The sequence below is a fragment of the Clostridium sp. Marseille-Q7071 genome (assembly GCF_965112025.1).
This window is the reverse complement of the sequence record NZ_CBCOPR010000001.1, coordinates 2,960,668-2,980,122: the sequence shown is the minus strand read 5'-3', so window position 1 is coordinate 2,980,122 and position 19,455 is coordinate 2,960,668. Positions and strand designations below refer to the sequence as shown.

Below are 19,455 nucleotides of genomic sequence, written 5' to 3'. Positions count from 1 at the left end.
TAAATAATATGCCGGTGTGATGGAATTGGCAGACGTAGAGGACTCAAAATCCTCCGGTAGCGATACCGTGCCGGTTCGAACCCGGCCACCGGCACCATAAAAACTACAGCTCTTTAGCAAAGCTAAAGAGCTGTAGTTTTTATGGTGCTAATACTTATTATAAATTTAATAACGATAATAATGTTTTAATGTCATAAATCCATTCAGCAATTATTTTGCTTTCTCAATAAGCTTATTAGGGTCTTTTTCATATCCTTGCAACAGTTGGAGCTGATGTTCCCAGTATGATTGTAATTTTACAAAAAGGTCTCTAGATATATTTGTTATTTTTAACGAGTTATTAAGTTGTTCCTTTATTTTTAATAAGTCATCTTGAACCATATCTGCTGAAACACCCATATACTTTTTGAAATCTCTAAATACCCATTGACGTTCAAAAATATTCATTTTTTTCCAACCATTATATTGTTCTTCAAATGTAGTTATAATTTTGTTTAACAATTCTTTATTTATACACGTTGCATTACTATTTTCATCTTGATGTTTCTTATAAAAATTAAAATCATTCAAAACTTGTATTGAGGATATTTCCTGCCCATGATATTTTTCTGCATTTAATACTGATAAAGCAAATCCCAATCCAGCAGCCTCCACATTTAAAATGTAATCTTTATTCATACGGTAAAATTCATCTGTACTTATACCCATTTTAGAGGCAATGATTTCTATGCTTTTTTCCGCTGTTCTGGTTTTTACTAGACCTGGACTGATAGTATAAGCATAAATATTTGTTCCCTCTAATTCTATAGCTAAAGTATTAGAAAATTCTACTTGCGCTGTTTTAAAAGTTTCGTATGCACTCATATATGGAGCAGCTCCAGATGATGATACAAACACAAAACATCCATCATTTCTTTTTTTTATGTGAGGTAAAAAAAGTTGTAAACATTATTGGAGCTTTAAGATTAACAGCGTAGCTATTATCCCAAGTTGCAATATCAATTTCTTCTATATTGCCTAAGGGAGCAATAGTAGCATTATTAAAGATAATATTAGGACAACCATATTTTGAAAAGATACTTTCACATAATTGATTAACTTGCAATTCCTTAGATAAATCGATATGATAAAATATTGCAGCCTTTGGATAAAGTTTGTTGATATATTCTGTTGCTTCCAATCCTTTTTCTCTATTAACTTCTACAATGATGATTTTTGCACCCATTTTTGCAAATGCTTTTGCAGCTTCAAATCCAATACCTCCACCTGCACCTGTAAGTAATACAGTTTTACTAGCTAATGCAGTTTTTTCTTGTATACTATTCATAGTGTTTACCCCTTTACCATATAAGATGAAATTTTAATTAACAATGTATTTTTATGTTTCCTCTATCATTCATTTTGTACTCACCATTGTATAATACGAATATCATACTTTAATTGTAAATAGTTGGTAGGATGCTGTCAAGAACGATTGTACTATTTCACTATAAAGTGATGACATATTATTATATTTGTATTTCTATATATATTTGCTATTTTTACAAAGGTATTAAACTGTTCATTTATTTTATATAAAGTTGTGCTAAAAACAGGCCATATACCAAAAAATATAAGTACGATTTTAACATATTATAAATTAAATATAATAAAATTTATATAAATATAAATATAAATATAAAAATAAAAAAGCTATGAGTTACAACCACTCACAGCTTTCTTATTTTATATTATTGGCTTAGCCATTTTTATAATCCTATTACCTAATATATTTTTATCAATTAATTTTTTATAATCAATCTTATTATAAAATTTTGATGTAGTTTCGTCTTTTGCAAGCAGAACGCATCTTTTATAACGATTTGCTTTAGCTACTCTTTCCGCGTATTCCATAAGGGTTTTACCGAAGCCTAATCCCCTCACATTTTCACTAGTAGCAATGTTGGCAATATAAAGATCACCTTTATTACATTCTTTTACGAAAATATATTTTAATCCTTCAATTAAAAACGTAAATTTGCTTTTAAAGCCATTTATTGATCTTAATATTATTTTTTCTGTATTAATGTTTAATTTATCGAGCTTTTCATGAGGTATTACTATTATTATACCTGCAACTTCACCGTTATGCTCTATCACTTTTGTGTAATCTAATGAATATCTAGTGTTTGAAATAGCTATAAGTTTTTTAATTATTTTTATATTCTCTTTTTTAGACTTTCCTCCCCAAACATATTCCTGATCATTTTCTGTACTATAAATAAGTTCTGCTATTGCATTAATGTCTTTTTTCTGAGCATTTCTAATGCTCTTACCAATCATGGTTTCAAACCTCCCTAGAAATATAACAAGCATATTAATCACATGTGATTGAGTATATTTGTATACCCAGTTTTAAATATATTTTGTATATTATAATTATATATTTATTTGAGAATTTATATAATAGCTTCAAGTGCTGTGTTTTATGTACAAAACTTCACATATGTTATTTAAATATTTAAATTAAAAATATTACATAAGTACATTTACTACAGAATAAACAAAAAAATAATCTATGAAAGTAAATATATAAGATATACTTATCAGTTACTTTCATGGATTATTTTCTCAATAAATTTACATTATTAATTAATAATTTCTAATACTTTAAATAAGTCCTTATCATGAAGTTGTTTTAATATATTGTTATGAATTGTTTTTAGCTCTTCAGGAGTTGTTACACCAATTCTATCCTCTTCCCTAGGATGTTCTTTAAAATATACTTTTGCATGCATATATTTTTCATGTACGACTTTTAATATCTCCAAAGCTTGATCATCATTTATTTTTAAATTAAATTCCATAATGAATCACCTCTAAAAATAAAATTCGTCATAAGATTTAAAAATCCTCTCTAGTACTGTTATATATTTATTTTCGGTTTTTAATTATAACTTATTGTCGTTAGCTAATTTTTGAGAATGTAGTTTACTTTAAAATTCAAGAGTTCATAATTGTAATTATGTAAACTATAAATATATTCTTTAATTAGATTTCATATTTATAAACCTTAACTTTCAATAAAAAAGAACTAAATCTCTAAAATTTTTATTTTTAAAACTAGTTCTTTTCTATATTTATATTTGTTTTTTCATATGAAATTTGATTAATTTTTTAATAAGTGCCTTTTTATTTTTTTAAACTTTATTATATACCTTAATAATATATTTCTATATTTTTTTAAAATATATTATTCTTCCCAAAGATCTTTGGCTAACTCTTCTATTTCTTTCTTTAATTTTTCTGTTTCCTCTACATCTATATAAATATTTTCTTCTTCAATAATAAGTACATCACCTTCCTTTGCTTCTTTAGGTATTTTATCCCTAGAAATATTCACCATTATTCTCTTTTCATTTTCGCAAACTGCAAACTCTTCTTCAAATCTATCAATAATAAATTTCAATATTTTTCACCTCATTTTAACCTTTTATAATTTTATTTTATATCTGACTACAACAATTTGGAAGTAATATTATTAAATTCTTATAAATAACTCAATAAATCTTTAAAGATAATTTTAAGCAATGTAAGTTTATGATATAGTATATATGTAAGTTTTGGTATTATACCATAAGAAAGGAAGTGTAGTATGAAGTATATACTAAAAGCTTTTAAAAAATACGGAGAAATAATATTAGCTGTATTATTAACCTTTATTGGTATTAAATTAATAAATAATTATAAAATTTTTGTTGATTTATTCAGCTCATTAAAAAATGTAGTATCCCCTTTCATAATTGGTGCAGTTATTGCTTACTGTATTAATCCTTTAATGAAAGTTTTTGAGATAAGACTTAAATTTTCTAGAGGTCTTAGTTTGTTATTATCCTTTATAATAATAATTTTACTTACTATTCTAAATATAAAATTCTTATTACCTGGAATAATATCAAATCTTAAAACTTTAATTGAAGCTACTCCATCCTTTATGTCAAAAACAATGGAGTTCATCGAAAATTATATTACTAATGATACAGTTAAATATTGGATTCAAAATAATAACATAATAGATAAAATAAATGCAAATATGTATAATATATTATCCACTATTTTTACATCCTTATTATCAATAACTGGCTCTTTAGCAGGTTCTTTGATTAAATGGACTTTAGGTTTTGTAATTTCTGCTTATTATCTATATGATAAAGAACACTTCATTCTATATTTCAAAAAGCTTATGTATATGATTCTTAAAGAAGATAGAGGAAATAAATTTATAGAATTGTTAAATACTTTTGATAAAATGATTGGTTCTTACATAGGTATAAGAGCAGTTGAATCTGCTATAGTGGGATTAGCAGCGTTTATTGGGTTACTTCTATTAGATTCTAATTTTGTACTGTTAGTTAGTTTATTCTTTGGAGTAACCAATATGATTCCTTATTTTGGACCTTTCTTAGGCATTGTTTTTGGTACCTTATTAAATGTATTTTATGACCCACAGAAAGCATTTTTTATATTAATTTTATTATTTATACTGCAACAAATAGATGGAAATTGGCTTGGTCCTAAGCTTTCTGGTAAAACCGTTGGAATACACCCTGTCTTTTGCATATTTGCATTAGCTGTAGGAGGAGCAATTTATGGAGCAATAGGTATGTTAATTGCAGTACCTATTGCTGGCGTTATAAAAATATATTGGCAAAAATTTATGGACGTATACGAAGAAAATCATCCTAAATTAAAGGATTTGGTGAAAAAGTAATTTTTAGTAATAAATCATCCCTTTTTTTCATAATTTAATATAGAAAAAAGGGGATGATTTTTATGTATAAAAAGATATTAACTTTAATCACAATAATATTGATACTAATCACTACTACCTCATGTAGTTATGATATTAAAGATATATTTAAAGATGAAAAACCTACTAACTCCTATCATACCTATAATTTAATAGATTGTTATGTGGACAGTACTCCTAATGAAGTCGGGGTATTTGATATTAATTTATATAAACAAAAAAATCTAAATGAAGATGAAGCTTTTGATGTACTTCGTTTTATAAACTCAATAAAAAATGAGTACTTCATTGATAAACCCGATAATATTGATACAATACCTATATATAAGGTATTTATAACCTTCGAAAATGAGAGATATATTATTAATGTCTATAATGAAAGATACATATCTATTTATCCGTGGGATGGAGAATATTCAATGGATTATATCGATATGGCTGAAACTCCATTAGCTTTTAATTTATATGGATTATGTAAGTATTTTTTATCCTAATATACTTATTTTAAAATTTGAGATTATAAAAATTGATTAAGGTTGAAATTAATTTCAACCTTAATCATTAATTCTCCATAATTTTAAATTAAATACTTGTCCTATTCTTTATTAGAATCTTTAAGAATACTGTCTCGTATATCTATTATTCTTTTATTTAATATAGGGTGAAGTTTATATGGTACAATATCACATAGCGGATTTAATACAAATAATCTTTCTTCCATTCTAGGATGAGGAATTATAATTTCTTCATCACTGTTTATTAAATCATCATAAAATATTACATCTAAATCTAAAGTTCTAGGTCCATATTTTATAATTCGCTCTCTCTTTAAACTTTTTTCTACATCAAGCAAAAATTTCATAAGTTTTTGTGGCGTTAACAACGTTTTTACCTCTATAGCAGTATTTAAAAATTCATCTTGATCTGTATATCCTACAGGCTCTGTATTATAGTAATTTGCAATTTTATTTATTTTAGTATGTTTAGAATTATTTATAATTTCAAGTGCATCTTTTATATTCTTTTCTTTATCACCTAGATTAGAACCTACTGCAATATATGCTTTATGCCACTGTCTTTCAATTTCAATAGCAACATAATTTAAATGTTTCCTTACTGGTGCCCATGGTTTTTTTAATTTAAGCTTTACTTTATTTATGGCTTCATATTTTAACAATATAAAGTTTACTATTTCCTCTGCCGCCTTTTCTATTAAATCATGACTCATTCTAGTAAACTCTTTTTCTATTTCATCACAAAGTATACCATAATGTACAGTTTTATCTAAGTTATCTTCTTCCCCAGCTCTACTTAAATCAAGATCTAATTCAAAAGATAATATAAACTTTTGTCCTAATTTTTTTTCCTCTTGAAAATATCCATGATTTGCAAATATTTCTAAATCTTTTATATACATTTTATCCATATTTATATACCTCTTAAGTTTATTTTTTTCTATATATAGCATCAGCCATTAATGCTGCTCTGTAATTCTCTTTTACATCATGAACTCTAACAAAGTCACAGCCACTCATTGTACCTATTACAGTGGTAGCGATTGTACCCTCAACTCTTTCTTGTGGTGGAAGATTTAAAGTATTACCTATTAATGACTTTCTTGAGGTTCCTAATAACAATGGATAACCTAACTCTTTAAATTTCTTTAAATTTCTCATGACCTCAAGATTATCTTCATAAGTTTTAGCAAAGCCAACACCAGGGTCTAAGATTATATTTTCGCCCTTTACTCCACTCTTTATTGCTATGGATATACTCTCTTTTAAATCTTCTAACATATCTTTAATTAAATTGTTATAGCTTGTCTCTTCCCTATTGTGCATTAGACAACATGGTACATTATACTTTGCAGCTACCTTTGATATATATGGATCTTTTTTAAATCCCCATACATCATTTATAAGGGATGCGCCTGCTTTAATTGCTTCTTCAGCAACTTTTCCTTTATATGTATCAATGGATATAGGAATATCTACATTTTTTCTTATAGCTTCAACAATAGGAATAATTCTATCTAATTCTTCTTCCTCATTAACAGATTTATGTCCAGGTCTTGTAGACTCACCGCCTATATCTATTATATCTACATTTTCATCTATCATCTTTAATGCATGCTCAACAGCACTATCTACAGTATTAAACTTTCCCCCATCTGAAAAAGAATCTGGCGTTACATTTAATATACCCATAATAAAAGTTTTCTTTCCTAATTCAAATTCACGACTTCCTATTTTCATTATTTTATTCATAATATCCTCTCCTACTAATAGGTTATAATCACATTTTTCTTTTCATTATTCCAATAACATTCATTAATAACATTACAATTAAAACATAATCTTGAAAGTTTATCACAACTATATAAAAGCTTAGATAAATTCGTTTCACAATTTTTTTCCCTATGCTTTTCAATTGCTATTAATATTTCATCTATTTCACTTTCATTATATCCACAATGAATTAATATATTTTTAGCAATAATAACGCTACCTTCATGATGTTCTATATTTTCTTTATATTGAAGTACTCTTCCTAAATCATGTAATAGTGCAGTTGCATAAATTATATCCTTACTAATATCTAAATTATTTTCTAAAACTTTAATATACATGATTCTTGCTACATCCAAAGAATGATCCATTCCATGTCTACAAAATCTTCTTTCTTCTTCTAATTCATTCAGTTCATTAGTATATTTAATAAATTCTTTATTGTTTAAAATCTTATTAATTCTAACATTATTATCAATTAAATTTTTCATTCAACCACCTTAATTATTTATTAATTAGAGAAATAACTTGATTTTGTAGAGATATATTATCTTTAAAAATTCCTCTTGAAACTATAGTTGCGGTTTTAGTGCCAGGCTTCTTAACCCCTCTCATAGTCATACATAAGTGTTCAGCTTCAATAATAACTAAAGCACCTTTAGTTTGTAAATTCTTCATTATAGAATCTGCAATTTGAGAGGTCATTCTTTCTTGAAGTTGAGGTCGTTTTGCAAAGACCTCAACAGTTCTAGCAAATTTACTAAGTCCTGCTACTTTTCCATTAGGTATATATGCAATATGAGCTTTACCATAGAAAGGAACAAAGTGATGCTCACACATAGAATAAAATACTATATCTTTTTCAATTACAATGTCATCATTTTCTACAGTGAAGGTCTTTGCTAAATGTTCTTTTGGATCTTCAGTTAATCCAGAAAATATTTCACTATACATTCTAGCAATCCTATCTGGCGTATCCTTTAATCCTTCTCTTTCAGGATCTTCTCCTATTGCTTCTATAATCATGGCGATTGCTTCTCTTATTTTTTCTTCATTAACCATTTTTAACACTCCATTCTATTATCCTATGCTAATATCCATATTTACTATTTATATAATTATCATAGTAAAACTTAATTTCATCTATAATTTTATTATCTTTAATATTCTTACCATCAACTGAATTTATTTTCATTATCCCCATTAAGCTATTAGTTAAAAAAGCTCCATCACTATTCTTTAAATCATCTAATAAGATAAAATCTTCAACAACTTTATAACCTTTACTTCTTAATGTATTGATTAAAAACTCTCTCACTATACCAGGTAAAAGACCTGAGCTTATTTTAGGGGTATAAATCATTTTATTTTTTATAATGAATAGATTAGAAACTGATCCCTCACATAAAAAATTATCTAAATTTAAAAATATAGCTTCATCAAAGCCTTCTTTTAAAGCTAATTCTTTTTCTAAAATATTATCTAAATAATTTAAAGACTTTATATAAGTTGTTTTAGAAAATTGATTTCTTTTATAATTACTAACTTTTAAATTAAAACCTCTTTTATAATGTTTTTCTCCATAAATTATAGGCCTATTTGAATAAATTATATTTTTTTCAGATACCATAATTTTCAAAGCACAGTTTGTAATCTTAAGCTCTTCTACTTTTTCTCTGATATCTTTCTCACTTATAAAGTTATCTATTCCTAAAAGATTTATTCCATCATTAAGTCTTTTTATATGCTCCTTTAAAAAAACTGGTTCTTTTAATATCAATATGGTTTCAAAAAGTCCTTTTCCAAAAGCATATCCATCATCTAAAACTATACTTTGTTCTATTTCTTTACTCTCCATAATCTCATCACCTATTTTAGAACCTTCATTAAAGCTCTAGCTTTATCTAAAGTCTCATCATATTCCATTTGTTCAACTGATTCGTAGGTTATTCCTCCTCCTACGCCAAAGTATGCTTTGTTATCTTTAATTAATACAGTTCTTATAACAATATTCAGATCTACATTTCCCTCTAATCCTATATAGCCAATAGCACCAGTATAAATATTTCTTCTAACCTTTTCTAATTCATCAATTATTTCCATAGATCTAATTTTGGGTGCCCCAGTTATAGATCCCCCTGGAAAGCAAGCTTTAATACAATCAATAGTAGAATACTCATCTTTAATTTCACCAATAACTGTTGAAACTAAATGAAATACTGTACTATATTCTTCTAATTTAAATAATTCTGTTACCTTTACTGTATTTGGTTTACATACCTTACTTAAATCGTTTCTTTCTAAATCAACAATCATTAATAATTCAGATTTATCTTTTTCACTTTGTAAAAGTTCATTTTTATATCTTTCATCTTCACTTATATTTTTTCCTCTAGGCCTAGTACCTTTAATAGGTCTCGTTTCTATAAATCTGTTTTCTATTTTTAAAAATCTTTCTGGCGATGAAGATAAAATATAAAAATCTTCTAAAGCCATATAGGCAGCAAAAGGTGCAGGATTTATAGATCTTAATTTTTCATATATATTAAAAGGATTATCCTTTATTTCTTTACTATACCGTTGAGTTAAATTTGCTATATAAATATCTCCATTTTTTATATATTCTTTTACAGTAGATACGGTATTTAAATACTCATCTTCTTTAAAGTTAGAGTTAAAAGTCTCTATATCATAATTAAGATTATTTAAATTTAAATTTAATTTTTCTCTTTTTTCTCCTAATTTAATTTTCTCTTCTATAAAGTTTATACTTTCTTCTTGGCTTTTAAGTATTCCTAAAGCTGTAATAAATAAATTCTCATTTAAATTATCACAGATAATAATATTATCATAAAAATTAAAATAAGCATCAGGAATAAAAACATCTTCAACAGCACTTTCAGGAAGTTCTTCTATTTGACGTCCTAAATCATAAGAAAAATACCCTATAGCTCCTGATATAAATGGAAGATTTGTATTGTTTTCTATTTTATATTCCCTTAATATTTTATTTAATTCTGTAAAACTATCACCTTCAAAACTTTCATCATTTACAGTACATAAATTATTCTTGCTTTTAAACTTTAAATATGGATTTAAACCTATTATTGAATACTGTCCCAAGTTATTCTCATCTTTAGCACTATCTAAGAAAATAATATCTTTTTCATCCTTAAATAATGAAAATATATCAAAGCAATTTAGATCAGTCTCTACAGTTTTAATTTTTACTCTCATAACTACTCCTTGATGTATTTTTATTAAATTCTCTTGCAATATTAATAAAATTTATTAGTAATTCATGTCCAAACTCTGTAAGTTCTGCCTCAGGATGAAATTGCACTCCTTCAATAGGATAATTATAATGTCTTATTCCCATTATAACTCCATCTTCTGTTTCAGAAGTTATTTCAAGACATTCAGGCAGCGTTTTTCTATCAATGACTAAAGAATGATATCTAGTTACTTTAAAAGGGTTTTTTAAGCTTTTAAATACACCTTTATTATCATGAGTTATACAACTTACTTTTCCATGTATAGGATAGGCTCCCTTTACAATATTACCTCCAAAAGCATGTCCAATAGCTTGATGACCAAGACAAATTCCTAATATAGGAATTTTACCTTTAAATTCTTCAATAACTTCTAAAATTATTCCTGATTTATCTGGTGACTTAGGACCAGGCGAAATAATTATTGCTTCTGGATTTAAATCATAAATTTCCTTAATAGTTATTTTGTCATTTCTAAATACTTTAATTTCTTCCTTTATTTCTTCTAAATATCTCACTAAATTATAAACAAAGGAATCATAGTTATCAATCATTAAAAACATTATATACTCCTTTAGTAAAATAATATTTGTTTAAATAAATGGTATAATAAACTTAAAAGAATGCACAGTTCATAATTATTAAAGAAATCAATTCTTTACGAACTAATTTCTTTAATAGACATTATTATGTTAATATGTCTAATATTTCTCAGTTATATCTATATTATATCAAAAAAATCAGAGATTAACTTTGAAAATTCAACAAGAATCTTTTAAATTATAGAATTATATATGAGGTGATGATATGAAGATAGATTTACATAGCCATACTACTGCATCTGATGGTAGATATTCTCCAAAAGAATTAGTTGATTATGCCATAAAAAAGAAAATAAATATACTGTCTATTACAGATCATGATACTACTGATGGTGTAGAAGAGGCTTTAATTTATAGCAAGAAACTTCCTATAACTATTCTACCGGGTATTGAACTCTCTACAATTCATAATAAAGAAAGCATACATATATTAGGCTATTTTAGAGATGATAGCTATAAAGCTCTATCCCTGCAAAACTTTTTAAGAGAAATGAAAGACTTTAGGGCAGAAAGAGGAAAAAAAATTGTAGAAAATCTTAAAAAGTATTTTAATATAATAATAGATTATGATCAAATATCAAGTAATCCTATAATAGCCCGTCCTCATATTGCAAAGGCAATCATAGATTCAGGATATAATTATAGCTTTGATGAAATTTTTAAAAAGTTTTTATCTAAGGATAGTCCTGCTTACGTGGAAAATAAAAAAGTTTCACTAGATGAAGGAATACAGCTGCTGAAAGAGCATAATGCTTTTGTGTCTTTAGCCCACCCTATTCTTATAAAAAAATCAAAGGTTGAAGACTTAATTTCTCATGACTTTGATGGAATAGAAGCCTATTATTCTCTTAATACTGAATATGATACTGCTAAATTTATTAATTTAGCTCATAAATATAATAAAATTTTAACCTGCGGCTCTGATTTTCATGGAATATACAATGATTCCTCTCACGGAGATTTAGGAAGTTGTTATTTTGATAATAAAAGATGTGAAATTTTCTTAAAATCCTTAGAAATTAAAAAATAATCAAAGTGAAATTTTTTTAAAAATATACTTTAGACTATATTTTTCTGTAATATAAAAAGAACTATTCATAATATGGAAAATATCTTCCCTATTATGAATAGTCTATTTTATAACTTTTTTATCTATTCTAAATCTTCCTTTGTTTTCAATATGATTTTCAACATCTTTAATTAGATTTACTCTTTCATTAAAATTTGAAATAATGGTTAGTTTATTTCTTTTTATTTTTTATTTTTAAAATATAAACTATAATTGCCATTAATAAAGTTATCTATATACTCCGAGAAACAACAAATTTAAATATCAATCATTCTTTATATAAAATTATATATTATGAAATAGTGAATTACTTATAGTTTATAAAACCTATATTGATATAGTATTCATATAAGTTCTTAAATTTTCTAATGCTTTGTTTTTAGTTTTATTTACAGCTTGTCTAGAAATATTAAGTTTATTCGCAATTTCTATATCTGAATAGTTCTTAATATATCTTTCTTCTAAAACTATTCTTTGCATTTTAGATAAAGTTCTTAAAAGATCCTCAACATAAATGTTGTCTTCAATTTCATAAGTATATTTGTTCTCTATTATCTCTAAATTTAGTTCAGTTTCTCTTTTTAACATTCTTAAATATTTTCTCATAAGGTCTACATATTTAAATTTTATGGAGTTATATAAATAATTTACTAGAGTACCTTCATTTTCTAAGTTTAGGTCAGTAAGCTTTAACTCTTTAATAGTTTTTATAAAACTTATTATAAGATCAGTATCAGCACCATCGTAGCCTAACTTTCTGCTGAATTTTTTTATAGAAGGACTAAACTTTTCAATTATCAGCAGAAGTGATATTTTGTCTCCTTTTTGAGAATTTTCAATTAATTGAAATAATGGCATATTCATAATTTTTCCCCCTCAAAGAAGTTTTTAATTTATCAATGAAGGACGAAGTAATACTTAAATATGTAAACCTTTATAAAAAATGGAAAATAATAATTTTAAAAAATGCTTTTTATATGAAAATTTAATTAAAAAAATACAAAAAATCCCTAGAAGTTATAATATTTTAACTTCAAAGGGATTATATAGGAGCTAAGTTTATTATATAAATGCGATAAATAAGTTGGATTCCAAAATTTAAAATAAGAAAATTAATATAAAAAATGAACTAATTAATCTTATACAATAAATAAACCTAAATTAGACTATTATATGCCTATCTTAGTGGATAGCGAAAATATTTAGTTATGTAAAATAGACATAGCTATGGTGTTTGAAGGATTTTTCAATATGATTCATCATTTGGAAAGTCTCTAAAAGTCTACTGAACTTCAAAAGTACTTATTAATCTATCAAAAAATATTAATAATAGGTATATAGTTAAATTAATGTTTGCAAATTTACATAAAAAAGCTAAAATTTTCTTCATAAAATAAATAATGAGATAATTAAGAATAACTAAATCACAATTATTAGGAATTTAATAGTAAAAATATGATAAAGGAAAGTTAATAAAAGGTATAAGTTTGATAAATTGGGGTAAATTTAGAACGATTTTAGAATATAAAGCAGAATAGAAGTGTATAGAAATATAATAGTATAATCATCAAGTTATGCAAGTATTAAACTTTATTCAGAATGTAGTTATTGCTACTTTGAAATGGAAATCCAACAATCAGAAAATGAATATGTCACAAAATATAGAATATATCACAATGTAAATATTAATGAAAGCTTGTTAATATAGCATATAATATGACATATCGGATGTGAGATAACCTTATTAGTGTAGCCAATATTCCAAGTATTTTTATAGAGTCCCTATTAGTTGATGTAGATAGTTCACTTTTTGAATTTATTATTACATTTTTAAATTTTTTAAGAACATACATTATTCATCATAATAATTCAAGAAATTAAGTTCTTTATTTAATATATAAAAATTCTATGATAAAATAATGAATCTTTAATTTTAAAATAGTATTTTTTACATAAAAATTACGTTTATCTACTTTTATTATATGTACCTAAAAAAATTCTTTAACAACTTTATTTATAAACTAATATCAAACTCATTTAATATTTATGCTATTTACATATTATAGCTTAGGGTAACATAAAATGTATTCATATAAAATAGCTCTATGGTAAATAAAATTTAGTGAAATATTGCATTTAATAATTGTATATGATCTAACATTTATTAAATTATTTTTAGCATTTACTTCATAAATCTCTTATTAAAAAGTAATTTTATAAGGTAGAAGAATAATCTTCTCCATCATAGCTTCAAAAATACTTTAATATAATATATTCACTATTATTTAAATCGACGACTGTAATAATAGAAATATGTTCGATTTACTCTCAGATAAAATTATAACATTAACCCAATTTTCTTCAGGTTTGAAATTAAAACAGACTTTGTTTTATCCATATATTGAATATTACTAATTAATATTTTAATTTAGATTAAGTACCTCTTCAATTTTAAGTATATTTTCATAATAAATTTAATAATCACTATTTATTAGTATTAAAGATTATGTAAATTACACCAACTACGTCTACTTTTATTTTATAAAATTTTTCCTATTTTCTTCCCTTCTGTACTTGTTAAAATATATAACTTCACTTATTATTCCATTTTCACCTTACTTTAAGGATAATGTTATTACAATTAAGCTTAAAATTATTATAGCTTTAAGTTATTACTTATTATTACTTCCTCTATCATTCTATTCTTCTTTATATTATATTTTTTACTTATTTTTACTTAATCGACATATTATTGGAATATATTATTCTATATTATATTTAAAAATCCTCTATTTAATTTAAAAAAATTAATTACATAGAGAATTTTCTAATATATATTAAATTAAAACTAAAATTCATTTTAAATAAGTAATGCTATTATCTATGTTATGTAGAAAAACAGTTATTATAATGAGCTTTTAGATAGCCACAATATATTTAATAAAAATTAACAAAATGTTTTTAAAAATCAAAAAATGTTAATATAATACATACGTCAAAAGTCTGAAAAAGACCTGCAGTATAATTACTGCAGGTCTTTTCTTATAGCTTACTGAAAATATGCAATTTCTAAGAAGTAAGGTGAATTATTATTTACTCAATCCTATCCAAAAATAATATAGAATTTTTTTCATCAGTACATGGTAATCATTAGTTAAATAAATGTGATTTTTTTTCTCTAATGAAGTTGAATAAAAGCACTTTTTATCTTCTTTCTTATTTATAGTGTGTTAAAAGCTTTTACAGTTTTAAATAATTTATAAAATTCTAGCAAAGTATTCTTTGATTCATAGTTATTTAGTTACCTTAAAACTTTTACTTATTATTTTATACCAACTGCATCAAATGCTTGCCCAACTATTTTATACTCACGGCTATCTTTTCCATAAAGGTCTAAAGCTGCTTGAAGAGTACCTATTCTAGCTTGTTTAAAGTTAGTTATCCTTGTAAAATAGTGGTTAGCTCTATAGAAAAGCCTACCCATTTCTCTCATACCTATTTGAGAACCTATATTATAAGCAGCCTTTAAAATTATTCCTGAATATATGTGAACTCCACCATTATCCTCTGGATACTTTGAAATAGCACGCTTATCACCTGGGTATTCACTAAGATGCTCAGCTTGTCCACAACTTTTTGGATCCTGCATATCTCTTAAAGAATCTCTTAGTGGATTTTTATTCCATGTGTTATCAGTAATATACACGTCTTCTCCGATTTTCCAATCACCAGGTTCATTTTCACATGCAACTGCCATTATATCTGCAAGAGCTTCATTTAATGCACCAGATTGAGTTATATATAAAAGATTTGAAGTGGAATTTATTACACCATGGGTAACTTCATGAGCTGTAACATCAAGAGCTTCTGCAAGAGAAGTGAACTCTTCACCTCCATCACCAAAAACCATCGCTTTTAAGTTTGAATCCCAAAAAGCATTGTCATATTTATTGTCTAGATGAACACCTATTTTTACATCAGAACCACGACCGTCAATACCATCACGGTTAAATTCAGCTTTATAGTAATCACAAATCTTTGCAACATTATTATGAGCACTTACTGCAGCTTTCATTCTTTCAGTGTTAAATACATTATTAGAACTTGAAAATACAGTTCCCTTAAAAATACCCTTTTCGGAAAAGTCATCATAAGATTTTTCACTTATATTATTTAAGTCAAAAGTTATTATTGAACCATTTGAAAGTCTTGTAGTATCTTTTAGGTAGTATTCTCCATTTTCTTCGTAAGTGTTTATTGATATATTTTTGCCTTTTAAGTCAACACCAGTTCCTTGTGCTGGAGCTACATTTTGAATAAAGCTTAACTTATTTACAATTTGTCCATTTTCTGCATTAACGAAAACTTGCCAACTGGTTGGTCCATTTTCTAGAGTAAACAATTCAACAAGATACACAACATGGAATTCTCCTTCATGTTCATAAATATAAAGTTCAGGATTAATATTTGCATCCTTTGGTAGATCTTTAATGTTTAAAAGATCTTTAGCTATTTTAAGAGCATCTTCTTGAGATATTTTTACAAAATCTGACCATTCTATATTCATAACATTTTCATTTATAGTACCATTAACTGCATATACCTTATTATTTTTATCTACGTGAACAATTATATCAGAACCATATACAGGTATTCCATCTCCAGTCATTACGCTTCTAAAATGTGTATATCCAATTTCATCTTTTTCAGTATTTACAACTTCAAAGGTTCCTGTAGTTTTTCCTAAAAGCCCTTTATTGTTCATAAGAAAAGTTTGGGCTTCTATCTCATTAGCTACTACTTCTTTAAATTCTTTATTTATAAATATAAATTTATCTTCAGTGGCATTTTCAATTGTAGTAACCTTGTCATTTTGATTTTCAATAGGTTTAGCTAGAACAGCTGAAGAAGCAGTATTTAATAGCATTGAACTTAATATAATGATTGATAGTGTTTTCTTTTTTAACATAATATTTCCCCTCTCATTTAATAGATAAAACTTTTCGAAAATTTCATCTAACCCTGTTGTAAAGGGGATACAAAAAAAAATAGCTATCCCCATTATTTTCCTCTGCGTTACTTAGATTAAGATTTATTTTTCAATAATAAAAAAAGAAATTTCATTACGAAATGTAAACCTAATTTTAAAAATTATATTTAAATTATGATGAAAAAAGAAAACTTTAAAGAATGTAAGAGAAAGTTTTTTAGAAGTGCAATAAGTATGTTTTAGTAAGTGGAATCCTATGGATAACGTATAAGATATCATTCCTATACTTAAAGGAATTAACAAAATATTTTCAAAAATTAAAAATGTTAATATAATATGTACGTCAAAAATCTGAAAAAGACCTGCAGTATAATTACTGCAGGTCTTTTCTTATAGCTTACTGAAAATATGCAATTTCTAAGAAGTAAGGTGAATTATTATTTACTCAATCCTATCCAAAAATAATATAGAATTTTTTTCATCAGTACATGGTAATCATTAGTTAAATAAATGTGAATTTTTTTCTCTAACGAAGTTGATCTTATCTTCTCCTTTACTTATAGGAGATTAATACGCTTTTATACTTTTAAGTGATACATAAAGTTATAGCAGAGTATTCTTTGATTCATATTTATTCAAGTTATCTTAAGACTTTTACCTGCTATTTTATTCCAACAGCATCAAATGCTTGACCAACTATTTTATACTCACGACTATCTTTTCCATAAAGATCTGAAGCTGCTTGAAGAGTAGATATTCTAGCTTGCGCAAAGTTAGTTGTACTTGTAAAATAGTGGTTAGCTCTATAGAAAAGTCTACCCATTTCTCTCATGCCTATTTGAGAGCCTATATTGTAAGCGGCCTTTAGGATTATACCTGAATATTTATGAACTCCACCATAATCATTGTATTGACTTGGATATCTCACATCACCTGGGTATGCACTAAAATGATCAGGTTGTCCACATCTTGTTGGATCCTCCATATCTCTTAAAGCATCTCCAGGAGTATTAGGTGTATACACGTCTTCTCCAATTTGCCAATCACCAGGTTCATTTTCACATGCAACTCCCATTATATCTGCAAGAGCTTCATTTAATGCACCAGATTGATTTTGATACAAAAGCTTTGAACTGGAATCTATTACGCCATGAGTAGTTTCATGAGCTGTAACGTCAAGAGCTTCTGCAAGGGAACTGAAAATTCTGCCATCTCCATCACCAAAAACCATAGCTTTTACGCTTGGATCCCAAAAAGCATTGTTATATTTATTGTCTAGATGAACACCTATCTTTACATCAGAACCACGACCATCAATACCATCACGGTTAAATTCAGTTTTATAGTAATCAACAACCTTCGCAACATTATCATGAGCACTTACTGCAGCCTTCATTCTTTCAGTATTAAATGCATTATTAGCACTTGAAACTACAGTTCCATTAAAATTACCATATCTTGAAGAGTTAAAATAAGAGTTTTCACTTATATTATTTAAGTCAAAGGTTATTATTGAACCATTTGAAAGTCTTGTAGTATCCTTTAGATAGTATTTTCCATTTTCTTCGTAAGTGTTTATTGATACATTTTTACCTTTTAAATCAACACCAGTTCCTTGCGCTGGAGCTGCATTTTGAACAAAGCTTAACTTATTTACAATTTGTCCATTTTCTGCATTAACGAAAACTTGCCAACTGGTTGGTTCATTTTCTAGAGTAAGCAATTGAACAAGATACACAACATTGAATTTTCCTTCATGTTCATAAATATAAAGTTCAGGATTAATATTTGCATCCTTTGGTAAATCTTTAATGTTTAAAAGATCTTTAGCTATTTTAAGAGCATCTTCTTGAGATATTTTTACAAGATCTGACCATTCTATATTCATAACATTTTCATTTATAGTACCATTAACTGCATATACCTTATTATTTTTATCTACGTGAACAACTACGTCAGAACCATATACAGGTATTCCATCTCCAGTCATTACGCTTCTAAAATGTGTATATCCAATTTCATCTTTTTCAGTATCTACAACTTCAAAGGTTCCTGTAGTTTTTCCTAAAAGCTCTTTATTGTTCATAAGAAAAGCTTGAGCTTCTATCTCGTTAGCTACTACTTCTTTAAATTCCTTATTTATAAATGTAAACTTATCTTCAGTAGGATTTTCAATTGTAGTAACCTTGTCATTTGGCCCCTCAACAGGTTTAGCTAGGACTGCTGAAGAAGCAGTATTTAATAACATTGAACTTAATATAATAATTGATAGTGTTTTCTTTTTTAACATAATATTTCCCCTCTCATTTAATAGATAAAATTTTTCGAAAATTTCATCTAACCCTGTTGTAAAGGGGATACAAAGAAAAAATAACTATCCCTATTATTTTCCTCTGCTTTACTTAGGTTAAGATTTAGCTTTCAATAATAAAAAAAGAAATTTCA

16 protein-coding genes, 1 tRNA gene and 1 pseudogene are annotated in these 19,455 nt (G+C 26.1%); 4 read left to right on the top strand and 14 right to left on the bottom strand.

Going from position 1 to position 19,455, the window contains the following annotated elements:
* The first annotated feature begins 10 nt into the window (after positions 1 to 10).
* Positions 11 to 97 (top strand) — tRNA-Leu (locus ACWPW7_RS14070).
* Between the two features lie 113 nt (positions 98 to 210).
* Here ACWPW7_RS14070 and ACWPW7_RS14065 read toward each other — a convergent pair.
* The 4 genes and pseudogenes from ACWPW7_RS14065 to ACWPW7_RS14050 form a co-directional block, all read right to left on the bottom strand.
* A pseudogene (locus tag ACWPW7_RS14065) lies at positions 211 to 1,327 on the bottom strand (SDR family oxidoreductase).
* A gap of 398 nt (positions 1,328 to 1,725) precedes the next feature.
* Positions 1,726 to 2,322, bottom strand: coding sequence for a GNAT family N-acetyltransferase (locus ACWPW7_RS14060; RefSeq protein WP_454054013.1), 597 nt, complete (start codon positions 2,320 to 2,322; stop codon positions 1,726 to 1,728).
* A gap of 305 nt (positions 2,323 to 2,627) precedes the next feature.
* Positions 2,628 to 2,846, bottom strand: a complete 219-nt coding sequence (locus ACWPW7_RS14055) for a hypothetical protein (protein ID WP_454054012.1) — start codon at positions 2,844 to 2,846, stop codon at positions 2,628 to 2,630.
* 386 nt (positions 2,847 to 3,232) lie between these two features.
* The gene (locus ACWPW7_RS14050; protein WP_454054011.1) at positions 3,233 to 3,448 is read right to left on the bottom strand and encodes a DUF3006 domain-containing protein; all 216 of its coding nucleotides are present in this window, start codon (positions 3,446 to 3,448) and stop codon (positions 3,233 to 3,235) included.
* A 186-nt stretch (positions 3,449 to 3,634) separates the two neighbouring features.
* On the opposite strand from ACWPW7_RS14050, the gene ACWPW7_RS14045 reads away from it, so the two are divergent.
* Together ACWPW7_RS14045 and ACWPW7_RS14040 are read left to right on the top strand one after the other, a co-directional pair.
* Complete coding sequence (locus tag ACWPW7_RS14045) at positions 3,635 to 4,750, top strand: AI-2E family transporter (RefSeq protein WP_454054010.1); 1,116 nt, start codon at positions 3,635 to 3,637, stop codon at positions 4,748 to 4,750.
* 62 nt (positions 4,751 to 4,812) lie between these two features.
* Positions 4,813 to 5,283, top strand: coding sequence for a DUF4883 family protein (locus ACWPW7_RS14040; protein ID WP_454054009.1), 471 nt, complete (start codon positions 4,813 to 4,815; stop codon positions 5,281 to 5,283).
* Between the two features lie 101 nt (positions 5,284 to 5,384).
* Here ACWPW7_RS14040 and folK read toward each other — a convergent pair whose 3' ends face one another.
* The 7 genes from folK to ACWPW7_RS14005 are packed head-to-tail and all read right to left on the bottom strand — an operon-like array spanning position 5,385 to position 10,912.
* Positions 5,385 to 6,215 (bottom strand): 2-amino-4-hydroxy-6-hydroxymethyldihydropteridine diphosphokinase, encoded by an 831-nt coding sequence (folK, locus tag ACWPW7_RS14035; RefSeq protein WP_454054008.1) that lies wholly within the window; start codon positions 6,213 to 6,215, stop codon positions 5,385 to 5,387.
* 19 nt (positions 6,216 to 6,234) lie between these two features.
* Positions 6,235 to 7,044 (bottom strand): dihydropteroate synthase, encoded by an 810-nt coding sequence (gene folP / locus ACWPW7_RS14030; protein ID WP_454055511.1) that lies wholly within the window; start codon positions 7,042 to 7,044, stop codon positions 6,235 to 6,237.
* A 26-nt stretch (positions 7,045 to 7,070) separates the two neighbouring features.
* A complete protein-coding gene (locus ACWPW7_RS14025; protein ID WP_454054007.1) occupies positions 7,071 to 7,568 on the bottom strand; it encodes an HD domain-containing protein in 498 nt (165 codons plus the stop codon).
* A gap of 13 nt (positions 7,569 to 7,581) precedes the next feature.
* Positions 7,582 to 8,139 carry a GTP cyclohydrolase I FolE gene (gene folE / locus ACWPW7_RS14020; protein WP_454054006.1) on the bottom strand — a complete coding sequence of 186 codons (558 nt, stop codon included), beginning with the start codon at positions 8,137 to 8,139 and terminating at the stop codon, positions 7,582 to 7,584.
* 28 nt (positions 8,140 to 8,167) lie between these two features.
* The gene (locus ACWPW7_RS14015; protein WP_454054005.1) at positions 8,168 to 8,935 is read right to left on the bottom strand and encodes an aminotransferase class IV; all 768 of its coding nucleotides are present in this window, start codon (positions 8,933 to 8,935) and stop codon (positions 8,168 to 8,170) included.
* A gap of 11 nt (positions 8,936 to 8,946) precedes the next feature.
* The gene (gene pabB, locus ACWPW7_RS14010) at positions 8,947 to 10,314 is read right to left on the bottom strand and encodes an aminodeoxychorismate synthase component I (RefSeq protein ID WP_454054004.1); all 1,368 of its coding nucleotides are present in this window, start codon (positions 10,312 to 10,314) and stop codon (positions 8,947 to 8,949) included.
* Positions 10,298 to 10,912, bottom strand: a complete 615-nt coding sequence (locus tag ACWPW7_RS14005; RefSeq protein ID WP_454054003.1) for an anthranilate synthase component II — start codon at positions 10,910 to 10,912, stop codon at positions 10,298 to 10,300. The genes pabB and ACWPW7_RS14005 overlap by 17 nt, the downstream gene beginning before the upstream one ends.
* A 244-nt stretch (positions 10,913 to 11,156) precedes the next feature.
* Between ACWPW7_RS14005 and ACWPW7_RS14000 the strand changes: the two genes are divergently transcribed.
* Positions 11,157 to 11,981 carry a PHP domain-containing protein gene (locus tag ACWPW7_RS14000; protein ID WP_454054002.1) on the top strand — a complete coding sequence of 275 codons (825 nt, stop codon included), beginning with the start codon at positions 11,157 to 11,159 and terminating at the stop codon, positions 11,979 to 11,981.
* 366 nt (positions 11,982 to 12,347) lie between these two features.
* On the opposite strand, the gene ACWPW7_RS13995 is transcribed toward ACWPW7_RS14000, so the two are convergent.
* The 3 genes from ACWPW7_RS13995 to ACWPW7_RS13985 form a co-directional block, all read right to left on the bottom strand.
* Complete coding sequence (locus ACWPW7_RS13995; protein WP_454054001.1) at positions 12,348 to 12,884, bottom strand: RNA polymerase sigma factor; 537 nt, start codon at positions 12,882 to 12,884, stop codon at positions 12,348 to 12,350.
* 2,458 nt (positions 12,885 to 15,342) lie between these two features.
* Positions 15,343 to 16,989 carry a M4 family metallopeptidase gene (locus ACWPW7_RS13990; protein WP_454054000.1) on the bottom strand — a complete coding sequence of 549 codons (1,647 nt, stop codon included), beginning with the start codon at positions 16,987 to 16,989 and terminating at the stop codon, positions 15,343 to 15,345.
* 682 nt (positions 16,990 to 17,671) lie between these two features.
* Entirely contained in the window at positions 17,672 to 19,300 is a 1,629-nt protein-coding gene (locus tag ACWPW7_RS13985; protein ID WP_454053999.1) for a M4 family metallopeptidase, read from the bottom strand.
* Positions 19,301 to 19,455 lie beyond the last annotated feature (155 nt).